This window comes from Mesorhizobium sp. YR577 (assembly GCF_900116595.1).
In the GTDB taxonomy this organism is placed as follows: Bacteria; Pseudomonadota; Alphaproteobacteria; order Rhizobiales; family Rhizobiaceae; genus Mesorhizobium_M.
Map to the genome: position 1 here is coordinate 268,129 of NZ_FPBI01000004.1, position 16,064 is coordinate 284,192.

At 61.9% G+C, this 16,064-nt stretch carries 17 protein-coding genes; 2 read left to right on the plus strand and 15 right to left on the minus strand.

All coding sequences use genetic code 11. The annotated features are described in order from the left end of the window. Positions 1 to 24 precede the first annotated feature (24 nt). Positions 25 to 2,109, minus strand: coding sequence for an excinuclease ABC subunit UvrC (gene uvrC, locus BM413_RS08190; protein WP_175544278.1), 2,085 nt, complete (start codon positions 2,107 to 2,109; stop codon positions 25 to 27). Next, complete coding sequence (locus tag BM413_RS08195; RefSeq protein ID WP_091912168.1) at positions 2,106 to 2,870, minus strand: SDR family oxidoreductase; 765 nt, start codon at positions 2,868 to 2,870, stop codon at positions 2,106 to 2,108. The genes uvrC and BM413_RS08195 overlap by 4 nt, the downstream gene beginning before the upstream one ends. Positions 2,871 to 3,273: 403 nt before the next feature. Between BM413_RS08195 and BM413_RS08200 the strand changes: the two genes are divergently transcribed. Further along, positions 3,274 to 3,930 carry an outer membrane protein gene (locus BM413_RS08200; protein WP_091912170.1) on the plus strand — a complete coding sequence of 219 codons (657 nt, stop codon included), beginning with the start codon at positions 3,274 to 3,276 and terminating at the stop codon, positions 3,928 to 3,930. 67 nt (positions 3,931 to 3,997) lie between these two features. Here BM413_RS08200 and BM413_RS08205 read toward each other — a convergent pair whose 3' ends face one another. The 3 genes from BM413_RS08205 to BM413_RS08215 form a co-directional block, all read right to left on the minus strand. Further along, positions 3,998 to 4,594, minus strand: a complete 597-nt coding sequence (locus BM413_RS08205) for a glutathione S-transferase (RefSeq protein ID WP_091912172.1) — start codon at positions 4,592 to 4,594, stop codon at positions 3,998 to 4,000. 77 nt (positions 4,595 to 4,671) lie between these two features. Beyond that, entirely contained in the window at positions 4,672 to 5,412 is a 741-nt protein-coding gene (locus BM413_RS08210; protein WP_091912174.1) for a ribonuclease T2 family protein, read from the minus strand. 14 nt (positions 5,413 to 5,426) lie between these two features. Then, on the minus strand, positions 5,427 to 5,867 hold the full coding sequence (locus BM413_RS08215) for a hypothetical protein (protein ID WP_091912175.1): 441 nt from the start codon (positions 5,865 to 5,867) through the stop codon (positions 5,427 to 5,429). A 400-nt stretch (positions 5,868 to 6,267) separates the two neighbouring features. On the opposite strand from BM413_RS08215, the gene BM413_RS08220 reads away from it, so the two are divergent. After that, on the plus strand, positions 6,268 to 7,707 hold the full coding sequence (locus tag BM413_RS08220) for an FAD-binding oxidoreductase (RefSeq protein WP_091912177.1): 1,440 nt from the start codon (positions 6,268 to 6,270) through the stop codon (positions 7,705 to 7,707). A gap of 62 nt (positions 7,708 to 7,769) precedes the next feature. On the opposite strand, the gene BM413_RS08225 is transcribed toward BM413_RS08220, so the two are convergent. The 10 genes from BM413_RS08225 to BM413_RS08270 form a co-directional block, all read right to left on the minus strand. Then, entirely contained in the window at positions 7,770 to 8,192 is a 423-nt protein-coding gene (locus BM413_RS08225) for a DMT family transporter (protein WP_091912179.1), read from the minus strand. Then, positions 8,189 to 8,665: a DMT family transporter gene (locus BM413_RS08230; protein WP_091912180.1), complete on the minus strand. Its 477-nt coding sequence runs from the start codon at positions 8,663 to 8,665 to the stop codon at positions 8,189 to 8,191. The genes BM413_RS08225 and BM413_RS08230 overlap by 4 nt, the downstream gene beginning before the upstream one ends. Next, a complete protein-coding gene (locus tag BM413_RS08235) occupies positions 8,662 to 9,531 on the minus strand; it encodes a 23S rRNA (adenine(2030)-N(6))-methyltransferase RlmJ (RefSeq protein WP_091912182.1) in 870 nt (289 codons plus the stop codon). The genes BM413_RS08230 and BM413_RS08235 overlap by 4 nt, the downstream gene beginning before the upstream one ends. Position 9,532: 1 nt before the next feature. After that, positions 9,533 to 10,153: a hypothetical protein gene (locus BM413_RS08240; RefSeq protein ID WP_091912183.1), complete on the minus strand. Its 621-nt coding sequence runs from the start codon at positions 10,151 to 10,153 to the stop codon at positions 9,533 to 9,535. Positions 10,154 to 10,339: 186 nt separating this feature from the next. Further along, a complete protein-coding gene (locus BM413_RS08245) occupies positions 10,340 to 10,921 on the minus strand; it encodes a P-loop nucleotide/nucleoside kinase family protein (protein ID WP_244537805.1) in 582 nt (193 codons plus the stop codon). Between the two features lie 2 nt (positions 10,922 to 10,923). Further along, positions 10,924 to 11,373, minus strand: a complete 450-nt coding sequence (locus BM413_RS08250) for a DNA polymerase III subunit chi (protein ID WP_091912184.1) — start codon at positions 11,371 to 11,373, stop codon at positions 10,924 to 10,926. A gap of 57 nt (positions 11,374 to 11,430) precedes the next feature. Beyond that, positions 11,431 to 11,904, minus strand: a complete 474-nt coding sequence (locus BM413_RS08255) for a VOC family protein (RefSeq protein ID WP_091912293.1) — start codon at positions 11,902 to 11,904, stop codon at positions 11,431 to 11,433. 143 nt (positions 11,905 to 12,047) lie between these two features. Further along, positions 12,048 to 13,658 (minus strand): oleate hydratase, encoded by a 1,611-nt coding sequence (locus BM413_RS08260; protein ID WP_091912186.1) that lies wholly within the window; start codon positions 13,656 to 13,658, stop codon positions 12,048 to 12,050. 234 nt (positions 13,659 to 13,892) lie between these two features. Beyond that, the gene (locus BM413_RS08265) at positions 13,893 to 14,387 is read right to left on the minus strand and encodes a hypothetical protein (protein ID WP_139238566.1); all 495 of its coding nucleotides are present in this window, start codon (positions 14,385 to 14,387) and stop codon (positions 13,893 to 13,895) included. A gap of 63 nt (positions 14,388 to 14,450) precedes the next feature. Then, positions 14,451 to 15,944 (minus strand): leucyl aminopeptidase, encoded by a 1,494-nt coding sequence (locus tag BM413_RS08270; protein WP_091912295.1) that lies wholly within the window; start codon positions 15,942 to 15,944, stop codon positions 14,451 to 14,453. Positions 15,945 to 16,064: the final 120 nt, after the last annotated feature.

The window sequence follows — 16,064 nt, forward strand, 5'->3', positions numbered from 1 at the left end:
AGGATACATTTAGCCCGCAAATGATTAATTCTCGTGAAAATGGTTGTAGACGATCTTGGCAATCGACTCCGAAATTCCATCAACCACCATCAAATCCTCCATCGCTGCGCGGCTCACCGCCTTGGCCGTGCCGAAATGCAAGAGCAGCGCGCGCTTGCGTCCCGGCCCGATGCCGCTGATCTCGTCCAGCGGGTTCTTTACCATTTCCTTCTTGCGCCGCGCGCGATGGGAGCCGATGGCAAAGCGGTGTGCCTCGTCGCGCAGCCTTTGCACGAAATAGAGCACGGGGTCACGCACCGGCAGCGAGAAAGATTCGCGGCCCTTGACGAAAAAACGTTCGCGGCCTGCATCGCGGTCCTGCCCCTTGGCGACGCCGATCGCCGCCACCTTGTCCTCGATGCCGAGATCGGCCAGCATCTTGCGCACAACCGACATCTGTCCCTGACCGCCGTCGATCAGGATGACGTCGGGCCAGGCCGGAAAGGACGAGCCAACCGCTTCGTCGTCCTCGCCGGATCGCGCGTCACCCGCCTCCGGCGCGGCGTGCTCCTTGATGAGCCGCGAAAAACGCCGCTCCATCACCTCGCGCATCATGCCGAAGTCGTCGCCCGGGGTGATGTCGGTCGAGCGGATGTTGAACTTGCGGTACTGGTTCTTCACGAAGCCTTCCGGTCCAGCGACGATCATCGCGCCGACGGCATTCGTGCCCATGATGTGCGAGTTGTCGTAGACCTCGATGCGTACCGGCGGTTTTTCCAGCCCGAACGTCTCGACCATGCCGGCCAGCAGCCGCGCCTGCGTCGAGGTTTCCGCCAGCCGCCGGCCCAGCGCCTCGCGGGCGTTCTGGACCGCGTTGTCGACCAGATCCTTCTTCTCGCCGCGCTGCGGCGCAGTGATCGTCACCTTGTAACCGGCGCGCGTGGAAAGGGCCGCACCCAGCAATTCCTGTTCCGGCACTTCACTGGAAAGCAGAAGCAGCCTCGGGCACGGCTTGTCGTCGTAGAACTGCGCCAGGAAAGACCCGAGCACTTCCTTCGCCTCGAGCGCCGGATCGGCCTTGGGGAAATAGGCGCGGTTGCCCCAATTCTGCCCGGTGCGGAAGAAGAACACCTGGATGCAGACCTGCCCGCCTTCCTGATGGATGGCGAAAACGTCCGCTTCCTCGACCGATTGCGGGTTGATGCCCTGATGGCTCTGGACGTGCGAGAGCGCGGCCAGCCTGTCGCGATAGATGGCGGCGCGCTCGAAATCGAGCTCCTCGGCGGCATTCTGCATGGCCGAGGAGATGTCGGTCTTCACCTTCTGGCTGCGGCCCGACAGGAAGTCCTTGGCCTCGAAGACCAGCTCGGCATAGTCGTCGGCCGAAACCTCACCCGTGCACGGGCCGGAGCACCGCTTGATCTGATAGAGCAGGCAGGGCCGCGTGCGGCTTTCGAAGACCGAATCCGTGCAGCTTCGCAGCAGGAAGGCGCGCTGCAGCGAATTGATGGTGCGATCGACCGCGCCCGCCGAGGCGAACGGCCCGAAATAGTCGCCCTTGCGCGAGCGCGCGCCGCGATGCTTGAAAATCCCCGGCGACGGATGATCGCCGGTCAGCATGATATAGGGAAATGACTTGTCATCGCGCAGAAGCACGTTGAATCGCGGCCGCAAGCGCTTGATAAGATTGGCTTCGAGCAGTAGCGCTTCGATCTCGGTGCGGGTGACGACGAACTCCATCGTCGACGTCTCGCGCACCATGCGGCCGATGCGATTGGTGTGGAAACGCCCTTGTGCGTAGTTGGTCACGCGCTTCTTCAGGCTGCGCGCCTTGCCGACATAGAGCACATCGCCCGCCGCATTCATCATGCGGTAGACACCCGGCGCATTGGGCAGGCGCTTGACCAGCGTCTGGATCACCTCAGCGCCGACCATGCCGTCGGCATCACCAGCGTGGGGGGTCCAGTCTATGGCGGTGAAGGAGGCGTCAGCCACCGCCGGCAACACCTCGGCCTCCGTCCCCTCATCTTCCTCGACCTCATGGCCCGGCATGTAGCCGGCGACATCGTCGCTGGCCCTGCCGGCCTGCGGCCGATGGAGCGATTTGAGGTTCGGATCGTTGGGACTCATTCCACCATGCCTGTCACATCCGGCGTCTGCCACGCAAGGTGCTGGCCGCCATCGAGCGCGATCATCTGCCCGGTGACCGAGCGCGCCTCCCATAAATAGCGGATCGTTGCGCCGAATTCCAAAAGATCAGGCCCCCGCTTCAGGATCACCCCGTCGACCTGCGCGGCGAAATCCTCGGGTTGCTGTTTCGGGTTGGCCAGCGTCGGCCCCGGCCCGATCGCGTTGACGCGAATTCTGGGAGCCAGCGCCTGCGCCATGGTCTGCGTCGCCGTCCAGAGCGCCGATTTCGACAGCGCGTAGGAGAAATAGCGCGGCGTCGGCTTCCAGACACGCTGGTCTATCATGTTGACGACCAGGCCCTCGCTGCCGGCCGGCAGGGCTTCGGCGAAACGGCGCGCCAGAAGAACCGGCGTCTTCACATGAACGGCGAAATGCCGATCCCAGGTCGCCCACTCGAAATCGGTCACATCATCGTCGACGAAGAGCGAGGCATTGTTGACCAGCAGCGAGATCGGGCCGACCGCCTTGCCTGCCTGCGAAATCAGCCCGTCGACGGCGCGCATGTCGGTCAGATCGGCAGTCACGATCGCAGCCTCGCCGCCATTGGCGGCCACTGTTGCAGCCAATTCCTCGGCCTCTCTGCGCGAGCGGTTGCAATGGATGGCGACGGCGAATCCGTGGGCTGCAAGGTCCTCGACGATGGCCCTGCCGATGCGTCTGGCGCCACCCGTCACCAGCGCCGTCCTGCCCGATTTCCGCATTGTCCACCCCTAATTTTTCGACCGCAAATGGCTGTTTGGCCGATTTTGGCGTCTCACAGGTTAATTCGCGTTCGTTCCTTTGGCGGCATTGTGGCGAAGCCCTCATGCAAACCGCCTAATTTAGTGAGAACGTTCGGAAACTGATTCAATATAGGGTCCGCAACCCCTTGAACCAAGGCACTTTTTGCCTTCCGACCCGAACTCTCCTGACAATGTTGTTGCAGCGATGCAACGTCATTCTTCCGCCTTATTGGCGCCGGGCAAAGACCCAATTTCGGGTGTGGTGCAGCCGCATTTCGGCACGACATTGGGAACTGTCAGGTACCCGAGCCGTTATTCCCCCCAGACGGCCTGGGCGCCTCCCACAGAAGAACATTGTGTGCTGTGGCTAAGGAGTAAGAAAATGGAAGCCAAATTGAAATTCGCGCGGCCTTTGGCAGCTGTGTTCGGCCTGTTGGCCTTCGCTGGCGTTGCCAATGCAGCCGACGTCGTTCAGGAAGAGCCGCCGGCACCTGCAGCTCCGATGGAGCAGCCCCCGCTCAACACGTGGTCCGGCCCCTATGCCGGTGTGACGCTGGGCTACGGCTTCTCGGGCCGTGTCAAGGAGCCGGGCAACACCGTCAACACTGATGGCTTCATCGGTGGCGGCTTTGCCGGTTACAACTACCAGATCGACAACGTGGTGGCCGGCGTCGAAGGCGACATCGGTTATGGCGGTCTCAAGGGCGACAACGCCGGTACGGAAGTGAAGGGCGGCCTCGGCGGCTCGCTTCGCGCCCGTCTCGGTTATGCCGTCACCCCGGATATCCTGCCTTACATCACCGCTGGTGGTGCAGCCCAGAGCGTCAAGCTCACCGAAGGCGGCATTTCCGACAAGAACACGATGCTCGGCTGGACCGCTGGCGTCGGCGCCGACATGAAGGTCACCGACAACGTGTTTGCCCGCGTCGAATATCGTTACACCGACTACGGCAGCAAGGAATTCACCACGGGTAGCGGTACCCGCGATGTCGATGCCACGGATCATCGTATCCAGTTCGGTGTCGGTATGAAGTTCTAATTCGCCGCAACAGGCAGTTAGACAAAAGCCGGGCCTCGAAAGAGGCCCGGCTTTTTTGCATCCTGACTCAGGACGACAGATACGGCTTCAATTCCGGAAACTTCTCGTCGAAGCGTGCTGCCCAGCGCTTGAGCCTGGCATGGCCGCGCTCCCATTTTCCGCCAAAGCGAAGATCCAGATAGCCGAGTGTTGCCCGCAGCGCGATCTGCCCGGCGGTGATCTTCTTGGGCAGCTTCGGCGGATTGGCGTTCAGGAGATCGAGCGAGCGGACGACTTTCGACCACTGCTTGTCGAGCCATGGCGCATGCACCTTTTCCTCCGGCCGGAAGCGGCGTTCATAGACATGGGCAAGCAGGCAGTCGCACATGCCGTCGGCCAACGCTTCCAGCCGTTCGGCCTCCAGGCGCTTGGCCGGATTGCGCGGGAAAAGCGCATTGCCCGACACGCGGTTCAGATACTGGGTGATCGCCCGGCTGTCGAACACGGCTTCGCCGTCGTCGGTGAGCAGCGCAGGTATCTTGCCAAGCGGGTTTGCAGCGATCAGTTCGGCGGGCTCGGCGTTGGTGTCGGTCAGCACGCCTTCCAGCGCAATCCCGGCATAGGCTGCGGCCATCCTGACCTTTGCACTGTAGGGCGAAGCAGGGGCATAAAGAATTTTCGGCATGAAGGCGGTGTCTCCTGGATAATGCGCGAGACCGTAGTTTTGACGAGCCGGCGAAGCAACAACCAGCCGCGAAAAAACTATCCGCCACGCACCGGCGGCATCACCACCTTGTCGCGGCGGCACGAGTCCCGATCGACCTCGTCGCAGGAGCGGAAAGACAGGTCCTTGTTCATGCAGATGCGCACCTCGCGCAGATAGCGCCGGTCGCAGGTCACCGCGATGCCGTCTGCCGGCAGGCTCTGGTTGGCCTGCAGGAAGGCGCGCTCGGCATCGTCCGGGTCGAGCGTGCGATAGCCATCGAGCCGGTTGAACTCGGCCGGTATCTTCACCCGCTCGCGCGCCTGCCGCAAAACCTTGAAGTAGTTGTCCTGAGATAGACCGGCACAAGAACCGTGCTTGCGCCATTCGTGGCGGATGAGGCCCGACGCCGGCATGATGTCGTAGAGGGTGCGCAGCGTGTCGTTGGGAACATCGCGTTGGTTCGTGCGGCAATCCTGCGGATAGCCGCGCTCATATTGCGGCCAAAGACCGTGGACGACGAAGGCGTAGGGCCTGCCCATCGCGCATTGCTGGCGATTGGCCTCGCCGCCCTCCGCCTCGCAGTAGCTCGGCGACCATGACAGCGACAAAACATAAAAATCGAAACCCTTGCCCAGCGCGACTGCTGGCTGGGAAGTCGTAGGTGTCGCCGTTGAGGCCGGGGCGTTCGCCGCCTGCTGGCTGTCGCCGGAAGGCTTGCAGCCGGCAACGGCAACAAGCGCGGCAAGGCCGAGCACCGCCGCACCAAAACGCCAGCGACACTCCCTCGCCCAAGACATGTGTTTGCCCGGAATTAACGCAGCACGCGGCAGCGGCCGTTATAGACCATCCAGCGGTCGAAGCCCGGCACGCAGAACTCGACATTGTCGCCGATGCCGGCAAAGCCCATGCGGCCCTCGATCAGATAAAAGACTTCATGCTGGCGCCCATCGGAAAGGCTGGCGGTCGCGCCGCAATAGAGCCGCGCGATCGGATGGCGCTCGTCAACCGGCTCGTAACGCTTCGGATAGATGTTCTGGAAATCGGTGATCGCCACATCCGGCAGGTTCGGTACGTGCTTAACCTGATAGCCGAAGCGATGAATGATCTTGTTGAGATAGCGCTGGTCAGAGCAGAGGCTGGTGCCCTCTTCCTGTCGCGCGACCACGTCGGCGGCATAGGAAAGATTTGGCCCCGTTAGCAGCGAACCGGCGGCGACGGCTGCGGCCATCACGAAATGAGCAATACGGGACATAGCAAAAAACCTCATGAATCATCGCCGAAGGCGAAGCTTGAGCGTTGATTGTGCGCAATGGCCGCGAAACGGTCAAGCGGGAGGAATTTCGGGCGGCGTTTCGGTTTGATTTTTCACGACGGATGCAGCCCGCCGTTCCGTTGCTCCCACGCATGCCGACGGGCGGTCTCAGGCCGAATGCCAGCACATTGAAGTACGTCTTTTTGAATGACCTTACCGAAAAACAATAAACATATTTCAATCCATGGTTGTTGATCAATTTTTACTCATCCGATTTAAGTACATTTCCATTACAGCCAAGAATATGCAGGTTCAGTTTCTGAACTTGTTGACCCTCATACACAAGCGCAGGCTCCTCTATTCGCGGAGGGAAGTCCAACCTCAAATCGGGAGAAATATCATGGACGACATAAGCCTCACCGGCCTTGAATCAGGAAAGACGACGGTCAGCGCCGAGACCGTTGAAGCGCTCAGGGCGCAACTGCGCGGCAGCCTGCTTGTTGAGAAAGACGCATCTTATGACGAAGCTCGAACGATCTGGAATGCGATGATTGACCGCAAGCCGGGCCTCATCGTGCGATGTGCCGGGGCTTCCGATGTCATCAGCGCGGTGCGCTTTGCGCGGGACAACAGGCTACTCGTTGCCGTGCGTGGCGGCGGGCACAATATTGCCGGCAGCGCGGTCTGCGACGGCGGCATGATGATCGATCTGTCCCCTATGAAGTCGGTGCGCGTCGATGCAGCGGCGAAGCGAGCCTGGGTCGAGCCGGGAGCGACACTTGCCGATGTCGACAAGGAAACGCAGGCATTCGGCCTCGTGGTGCCAACAGGCATAAACTCTACAACCGGCATAGCTGGCCTTACGCTTGGCGGCGGCTTCGGCTGGACCACGCGCAAATTCGGCTTGACGATAGACAATCTCGTCTCGGCAGATGTTGTCACCGCTGATGGCGAGCTGGTGCGGGCAAGTCTTACGGAAAACCCTGACCTGTTCTGGGCATTGCGCGGCGGCGGCGGAAACTTCGGAGTTGTCACGGCCTTCGAGTTCCAGCTTCATGACCTCGGGCCGCAGGTCTTGTCAGGGCTCGTCGTTCATCCGTTCACGGATGCCGAGGCAGTTCTCAAAGGATATCGAGAAGCCCTCGAAACAGCGCCGGATGAACTCACCTGCTGGGCGGTCATGCGGCAGGCGCCGGCACTTCCATTCCTGCCTGTCGAGTGGCACGGCAAGGAAGTGCTCGTTCTTGCCATGTGCTATTGCGGCGATATCCAGGAAGGAGAAAAGGCGACAGCGCGTCTGCGCGGGATTGGAAATCCGATCGCCGACGTCGTCGGTCCCAATCCATTCGCGGGCTGGCAGCAGGCATTCGATCCGCTGCTTACTCCCGGCGCGCGCAATTACTGGAAGAGCCATGACCTCACCAAGCTCTCGGATGCGACGGTCGAAATCCTGCTCAAAGCGGTTCGTGAGCTTCCTGGGCCGGAATGCGAGATATTTCTCGGCCATGTCGGCGGCGCCGCCGGGCGGATCGGGGTCGAAGCGACCGCGTTTCCGCAGAGAAGCTCGCATTTTGTCATGAATGTTCACGCCCGCTGGCGCGAACCGGAAATGGACCAGTCATGCATTGGCTGGGCGCGCAATCTCTTCGAGGCGATCAAACCTCATGCCGCAGGAACGGCCTACATAAACTTCATGCCTGAAGACGAAGTGGACCGCATCGAAGCGGCTTACGGAAGCAACTATCAACGGCTTGTCGCGACGAAGCAGCGCTACGATCCGCTCAACCTTTTCCGCATGAACCAGAACGTGAACCCCGGCGTAAAGCGTCGGGCAGCATAGAGAGCAATCGACCGTGCGGGCGCTTCAGAAGCCGTGTGCCCGCACTGGTCGCCGCAAGCCGATCACCGCCGCCGCTGGGTGAGCGCCATGCCCGCGAGGATCAGCGCCACGCCAAGGGCGCTTGCCCAGATGGCCGGCGATGCGGCGCTCAACAGGTCCAGCGCGACGCCCGAAACCATCTGGCCGCCGATCACCAGAAGCGCGGTGTTGACGGCGCCGATGCGGGCGATGAGCCAGCTGCCGGCGGCAACGAAAACCACCCCGATGGGCCCGCCGATATAGACATGCCACGGTACATCGCTAGCGCCGGCGGGGATCAATCCGCCGATAACGAGGCCAAGCGCGGTCAGCGCGCCGAAACCAACGGCATGGTTCCAGAACGAGGCTTGCAGCGGAGATGTCGAGAGGCTGAGCCGCCCGTTGATCTGCCGGCTGACGCCCACCAGCACACCCGCCACGCTGGCCAGCACGATCCACAGCGTCATGCGGCACCTTTGCCGAACAGGATTATGATGGCGCTGCCCGCCAGAACCAGCCCGAGGGCGGCGAAATCGCGAGCACCGGGACGACGCATCGGCAGGCCGAACAGGCCCCAGCGGTCAGCGGCAAGGCTGAAGATCATCTGGCCGACGAGGCCGAGCGCAAGCGTGCCGGAAAGCGCAAGCGGCGAATTGACCGCAGCCGACGCCAACATGACGGTCGCCGCACCGGACAGGCCGCCAAGATAGGCCCAGAATGGGGTGCGGGCTTTCGCGACATCGCCGGCAGGCGCGCGGCGGCGAAGAACCGCAAGAAAGATCAGGGCCGCGACCGTTCCTGTACCATGCGCGGTCCACGAAGCGAACAAGGCGTTGCCGTAGCGCGCCAGTTCGCCGTTGAAGTGGATCATCAGCGTCAGGAGGCCGCCCGAGCCGAATGCGGCGAGGAGATGAAGCGGGTTTGCGCGCTGAGGCGTCATATCTCGCCCCGGCGTTCGTCTTCCCCCGCCAGCCAGTCCACCGACCACTGCGCGCCCTTCTCCTCCGCCAGCAGGGCATGCAAAGCCGTCAGCATCGCCTGCAATTCCGCCTCCAGCGTGTAGGGCGGGTTGACCACGATCATTCCGGTGCCGTCGAGCCGGGGCTCGCGCGATGGCTTTCTCAGTTCAAAGCGGATGTCGAGTATCTTGGGGATGCCGCAACCGGCCAGCGCCTCGCGGAAATCCGCCACGGCCTGCCGGTCCTTGATGGGATACCACAAAGCATAGATGCCGCCCGGCCAGCGCTTGTGCGCACGCTGCAGGCCATCGACCAGCCGCTCGAACTCGCCTTCCTGCTCGAAAGGCGGATCGACCAGCACCAGCCCGCGCTTTTCCTTTGGCGGCAGATGCGCGCCGAGCGCCAGCCAGCCGTCGAGCTCGTTCACCCGCACCTGGAAATCGTCCGCGAACAACGCCTTCAATAGCTGGAAATCCGCCGGGTGCAGCTCTATCGCCGACAGCCGGTCCTGCTTGCGCAGCAGCCGCCGCACGATCAGCGGCGAGCCCGGATAGGCCAAAAATTCGCCATCGGGATCGGCGGAGCGCACCGCATCGAGATAAGGCGCCAGCAGCTTTGCCGCCTTCGGCTCGATCTTCGCATCGAGCAGACGGCCTATGCCGCCGTGCCATTCGCCGGTCTTCTGCGCTTCCTCGGACGAAAGGTCGTAGAGGCCGATGCCGGCATGGGTGTCGATCACCCGGAACGCCTTGTCCTTCTGCTTCAGATATTCGACCAGCCGCGCCAGCACGGCGTGCTTGACGACATCGGCAAAGTTTCCTGCGTGGTAGGCGTGGCGATAGTTCACGTCAGCGGTTCTCGCCGCCCCTGCCCCAGCGTGGTGCTGGCGGCTGCGAATTCGGGTTGCCGGGGCGACCGCCTCCACCGCGGCGCAAGGCAATGACCAGCCCGATAAAGCCGATCGCCAGCAGCGAAAGACCTAGCGGCTGCGCCCGCTCGTCCGTTGCGCCCGCATCGCTGCGCAGGATAAGATCGACCGTCTGGATGTCGATGCCTTCGGCATCGCCCTGCCCGACGGTGAATGTGTAGGTTCCAGCCGCAATGTCATCGAGAAGGCCGCCATCGTCGCGATAGATCTTCTGGCTGGTCTGCGGCGCGTTTTCCCGCACGGCGCCGTCGGCGAAGTTGAGGACATCCGTCAGCACGGTGCGCCCGCCGGTGGCCGCAGTCAGGGTCAGCACCGCCTGCCTGCCCGCCGTTCTCGCCCCGCCCACTGCCGTCATGTCGACCAGCACGCGCACCGGCGCATCGGTCGCGGCAAGCGTCACGTCGACCGTCTTGAAGCCGGAGGCGCGCTCATAGACGCGCCAGGTGCCGATCTCATGGCCGGAAAAATTCTTGACCGCCCAGGGATAGACGACGCCAAGAGCCGCACCGGCCAGCAGGACAAGCAGAAAAAAGAAGCGCATCGAAAACTCCCTAGATCGCCGTGCGCCCATTCGAACGCACAAAGAACGATCTAGCATTTTGAATGAGCATCGGAATTCCGAAAACCGGTACCCACTTTTCGGTCCGATGCTCTAATCGGGCATTCTCTGCCACGCGGCGGGGCCGGCTGTCCATGCGGATCGGCGGTAACCGGACGCCTTCAACGATCAGCCGGCGCTTCGTTCCGCGCCCGCTCCCTTAAATCCCGCTAGAATCGCATCCACCGTCTCGTCCACGCTCTGCGCGGAGGTGTCGATCCACCGGCCGACGCGCGGCGTCTGCTCATGCAGCACCTGCCGCATCATTTCGGCTGTCCACGATCCGTGGACGGGATCGCCATAGATGTTCTTCGTACGCCCCTTGTCGCGAGCGGTCAGCGTCTCGGCCGACGGATCAAGCACGATCACTGCCGGGCGATAGGCCTGAAGCCGCTCCACCGTCCAGCCGAGGAATTCGCCCAGAATCACGTCCTGATAGACGACAGTAAAACCGGCCTCCGCGTATTTTGCAGCGACGTCCCAGGCGAGGTCGTAGCGCAGCCGCAGCTGTTTCACCGCTTCCGGCACCGGGTCGGGGCTCATTTCGACGCGCCCCTTGATGATCAGCCTGCGAAAAAGGTCGCCGCGCAGATGTACGCTTTTGGGCAATCTTTCGGCCAGCGCCTGCGCAACCGTCGACTTGCCCGCGCCCATGCCGCCGGTAATGACGATGATCCCCGGAAAATCGTCCTTTGCTTCCGATGCCTGCACGCTCAAGCCTTGCGCTCCCAGCGCCGGTCGGGCGTCTGCTGCCAGTAGGTGACGGCGTGGCCGGCAGCCTTCATCGTCTTCCAATGCTCGCGTGCGGTCTCGAGCTGGGCTGCGTCATGGCCGTCGAACATGAACACGGCACGCTCGTAAGGCGTGATGTCCGGCGGTGACGCGCCATCGACCAGAAAGCGGATTTTTGAATCGTTGCGGTTGTCGAGTTCGGTCGTCAGCAGAACCGGCTGCTCTTCCGGGAAAGCCTCGCGGTCGGTGGCGTGGGCGAGAAAGGCATCGTCGCGGAACGTCCACAGATGCGCGTCGAGCGCATCACGCCTTTCCTCAGTGCCGGTCTGCACGACCGCCCGCCAGCCGCGCTGCACGCTCTTTTCGAGCAGGCCGGGCAGCGCGTCTTCCAGCGTCGATTCGGTCAGGTGGTAAAAGAGAACTTCAGCCATGCGGTGAAACTACGCGATCGCAGTGCGGATGGGAATGTCGCAAGACGCCACGGAGCTTCAGCCGCGCCGCGCCGCTTCAATCTTCGCCACGTCGATTTTCTTCATGGTCATCATCGCATCAAACGCGCGCTTTGCTTCGGCGCCGCCAGCCGCCATCGCGTCAGTCAGCACGCGTGGCGTGATCTGCCAGGAAATTCCCCACTTGTCCTTGCACCAGCCGCACTCGCTCTCCTGGCCGCCATTGCCGACAATGGCATTCCAGTAGCGGTCGGTCTCCTCCTGATCGTCGGTGGCGATCTGGAACGAGAAGGCTTCGTTATGCTTGAACACGGGGCCTCCGTTGAGGCCGATACAAGGAATGCCTGCAACCGTGAAATCGACCGTCAACACATCGCCCTCCTTGCCGGATGGATAGTTACCGGGTGCGCGATGCACGGCATTCACCGCGCTGTCCGGAAAGGTTTCGGCATAGAAACGGGCGGCAGCCTCGGCGTCCTTGTCGTACCAGACGCAAATCGTGTTCTTTGCGATTGCCATTTGCGGTGTTCCTCTCGCTTTGAAGCCAGGATTTCGGCCTTGTTCGCATCCGCCCTCTTTCGAAATAGGCGGCCAAGCGCCTATTTCCAGCCCAAAAAGCGTCCATTCCGACGACCGATAGCTGCCGAAGCGGAACGTTACGCGCGATGGAGCATCTTGAGCGCGTCGAACAGGATGCGCGGATCATGCTGGCCCTTGTAGAAAGGTGAGACCTTTCGCTCCAGACCGAGCAGGCCGAAGACGGCGGTCTGCGCCGAACGCACCGAATATTCGACGGTGAACACCACGTCGTCGGGGATTTCCGCATACTGGCCGATGAAGGCCAGATTCTTCGAACCGGCCGGGATCACTTGTGGCCTATCGGTGCCGGTGCGTGGCATGAACTGGCTGGTGATGTATGGCATCATCGCCGGAATGACGATCGAAGTGTCGCGGATATGCTCCATCTTCTCCGCGAAGCGGAGGTGAAGCAGGATTTCCTCGAGAATCTCGCGTCCTGTGCACTCGGACATTTTCTTCTGGACGAAATTGCCGACCTTGTCGGGAAACAGGCCATAGCCCCACCAGACCCAGGTGCCCTTTGGCTGCTCGAAATAGTGCGGCTGGTGGTTGAGCACCACGGTCAGCAACCAGTTTGAATCCTTGATGGTGACGAGCCCGCCCTTGCCGGCCTCGCTACCTGAAAACGCCTCGAGCAGGTCGAAGAAAGCCGAATCGTGAGCCGTGACGGTGATCGATTCCCACTTGGTCTTCGCAATATCCGTGCAGAAAGCCGCCGGATGTCCGAAGTCCGGCGATTTCGCCGCGAGGCGCTGCCACAGTTTCCAGGCGCCGCCGTGCTTTTCCGTCTGCAAAGCCGGGACGGTGGTCGAGGAACCGTAGGTCGTGTCGGCGGTCATGCTGCCATTGGTGACGAAGACGAGATCGTCCGGTGACAGATCGATGTCACCTTCCTTGCCGTCGGCGAGATAGCGGATTCGGGTAGCGACCTTTTCCTTGCCGTCGATCGCAACGTCGATATCGGTGACCTCGGCCCCTGCCCGAAAGACGACGCCGTGCTCCTTCAGCCAGCCGACGATGGGCCGCACCATCGCGTCATACTGGTTGAACTGGGTGCGGTAGATGCCGGCCATCGTGTCGATGGTCGAGAACAGATGGGTGAAGCGCAGGCAATAGCGCTTGAACTCCACCGCGCTGTGCCATGGTTCGAAGGCGAAGGTGGTGCACCAGATGAACCAGAAATTGCTTTCGAAGAATTCCGGCTTGAACCACTCCTCGATCGTCCGTGTCCCGAGCACCGCTTCGGGCGTGGCGCAAAGCTCCACGAGATCAAGCCGGTCGCGCTCCCTGAAGCCCAGATCCGCAACGTCGACGATTTCGCCGCCCGAAACGAGCCTGGCCTTGTCGTTCCAGAAGAACTCCTGATGGAACTCCATCAGCTCGTCCTTGGCGGATTTCTTGGGATCGCTGATGGCCGGAATGAACGACAGCAGGTCGTAGGTGCAGTTGAACTTCTCTTCGAACATGCGGCCGCCGCGCATCGAATAGCCATCCTGCGGATTGCCGCGCGCGTCTAGGCTGCCGCCGTAATTTTCTTCCTGCTCGAAGATAATAATGCTTTCGCCCGCAAGCCCGCCTTCCTTCACGAGATAGGCGGCCGCCGCCAACGAGGCGATGCCGCTGCCGACCAGATATGCCTTCCTGCCGGTATTGCTCGCCGATCCCGTGGTTGCCTTGCTGTCGCTCATCAGATGGTCCTCCTCATGCCCGCTTTCGGCTTGGACTTTGATTTCGACTCAGGCCCCCGAACCTGACCGTGACGTGTGAGAGATGAGCATTTACAACGTATAGTTGGTCAAATTTCAATGGCTTATTGCCACCGTACGTAACTCCGGTGCGGCAGCCCTCCTCTCGTCCCTACCCCCTCGCAAGCGTCGTGCACGAGCTGGTCGAGCAGGCACGCCCAAGCTGTGCACGACCTTTCAATCGGGCGACGAGATATTTACGAGCGCTCCCGCCCCCGCCTGCGAATAATACACTTCGGACGATCCGGTTTTCCAATGTGCCGAGATCACCACTTCGTTCTTGTCGAGGCTGTCCGGCTTGCCAATACGTTGCGAAAGCGCCTCCAGAAGTCCGGCAGCATCGGATGCGGAATAGTAGCAGGCCTTGTGCCCGTTCGGGCCTTCCGCAACCCAGAACGAAAGGCTGTCACTGCGCTCCGGTTCCCCTCTGCGCCAGCCTATGACTTCCACCGAGCCGCCATTATAGTTTACGAAAGCACTGCGCCATTCATCAAATTCCGCCTCACTCAAGCGTTGCCAGCCGAGTTGATCGCCTCTCGAAGCAGACTCCGATACCGATCGAGACTCGCAGATACTGAAAAGCTGATCGAGCGTTATGGCAGATGGATTTGCCTGTGCATGGGTGCATGGGATGCAAGCGACGAAGGCAAGCCACAAAATCGTTCTGCGCATTTGCGAATTCCAACAAGAGCCGGCCACCGCGCCGACCCCGGCGCGGCAGCCGCGATCACGTCCCTACCCCTCGTAAGCGTCGCGCACGAGCTGGTCGAGCAGGCGCACGCCGTAGCCGGAGGCCCAGGACTGGTTGATTTCGTTGGAGGGCGAGCCCATCGCCGTGCCGGCAATGTCGAGATGCGCCCAGGGCGTGTCCTTGACGAAACGCTGGAGGAACTGCGCGGCGGTGATCGAACCGCCGAAGCGGCCGCCGATGTTCTTCATGTCGGCGTTCTTGGAATCGATCAGCTTGTCGTATTCGGCGCCCAGCGGCATGCGCCACAGCTTTTCCTGTGTCGTCAGGCCCGCAGTGGTCAGCCGCTCGGCAAGCTCGTCATTGTTGGAGAACAGGCCGGCATGACTCTGGCCGAGCGCGACCATGATGGCGCCGGTCAAGGTCGCCAGATTGACCATGAATTTCGGCTCGAAACGGTCGTTGCAATACCAGAGCGCATCGGCCAGCACGAGGCGGCCTTCTGCGTCGGTGTTCAGCACCTCGATGGTCTGGCCCGACATGGAAGTTACGATGTCGCCGGGGCGCTGCGCATTGCCGTCGACCATGTTTTCGACGCAACCGATGATGCCGACGGCGTTCACCTTGGCCTTACGCGCGGCGAGCGTGTGCATCAGGCCGGTGACAGCGGCGGCGCCGCCCATGTCCCCCTTCATGTCTTCCATGCCGGCGGCCGGCTTGATCGACACGCCGCCCGAATCGAACACCACGCCCTTGCCGACGAAGGCGACCGGCTTGTCCTTGGCCTTGCCGCCGTTCCACTGCATCACGACCAGGCGCGGCGGGCGCACGGAGCCTTGCGCGACACCGAGCAGCGCGCCCATGCCAAGCTTCTTCATTTCCTTCTCGGTCAGCACCTCGACCTTCACCCCGAGCTTTTCCAGTTCCTTGGCATGAGCCGCAAATTCGACCGGCCCCAGCACATTGGCCGGCTCGTTGACGAGGTCGCGCGCCAGTATCACGCCGTCGACGACGGCCTGCGCGTCGGCGAATGCCTTCTTTGCGGCTGCCGGATCGGCGCAATGAATGGTGATCTTCGCCGGCTTGGCGGCGGGCTTGCCTTCGGCATCGTCCTTCTTCGTCTTGTATTTGTCGAAGCCATAGGATCTCAGCAGGATACCGCCAGCAATGCTCGCCACTTGCGCCCCGCCAACAGCGGTTTCGGGCAGGTCGGCAACCACCGCGATCTCGGACGCCTTGCGCAGCTGCGCGGCAATCGTGCCGCCGAGCCTGAACCATGAATAATCAGTAAGGTCAGCCGCCTTGCCCGTGCCGACCGCCACCACGCGGTCGAGCGGCGAGCCCTCAGGTGCCAGGACCTCGACGGTTGCACCGAACTTTCCGGAGAAATCGGCTACCGGAAAGGCCCGATCGAACGCCTTGCCCGGATCCCAGGCCCTGGCCGCATCGCTCATCGCGCCGCCGTCGGCGGCAAGTACGATCGCACTGCCCTTCTTCGGGGCGGCGAATTTGGCAAAGCTGATTATGGGCATGGAAGTCATGAAAGGGTCTGCTTTCGTAAGGAGTGCGGATGTCGGATAGGCGATATTCCAGAATACCAAGGGCCGACATTTCGCGGTTTTGTCTCATTTAGCAAGGCGCAACCGGCGCCGTTCAACTTT